1 protein-coding gene is annotated in these 267 nt (G+C 50.6%); it reads right to left on the reverse strand.

The features are described from left to right. Positions 1-267, reverse strand: a 267-nt coding sequence (locus SB717_RS36450; protein ID WP_410907912.1) for a hypothetical protein, incomplete at both ends; no start/stop codon positions are given.

The raw sequence follows: 267 nt of genomic DNA on the forward strand, positions 1-267 counted from the left end.
GTTACGTCGATCGCCGTGCTGTCGTTCCCATCGTCAACTAAGAAGACACGAGAGTTACTGTTGCCACTAACGGTCAGTTGGTTGGCACCGAGACCGTCGAGGGTGATGGATTTATCGATATTTAACTGGCCGAGTGTTAAGCCGATCGTCCCTAAGCCGAAGCCAGTATCTTGGTTGGCCAGATTGGAATTAAACGTAATGGTATCGCCGTCGTTGGCTAAGCTGATGGCTTCTCGTAAAGATAGATCGTTAGCGCTGTAGTCGCCG

This window comes from Priestia sp. SIMBA_032, assembly GCF_046535215.1.
Taxonomy (GTDB): Bacteria; Bacillota; Bacilli; order Bacillales; family Bacillaceae_H; genus Priestia; species Priestia aryabhattai.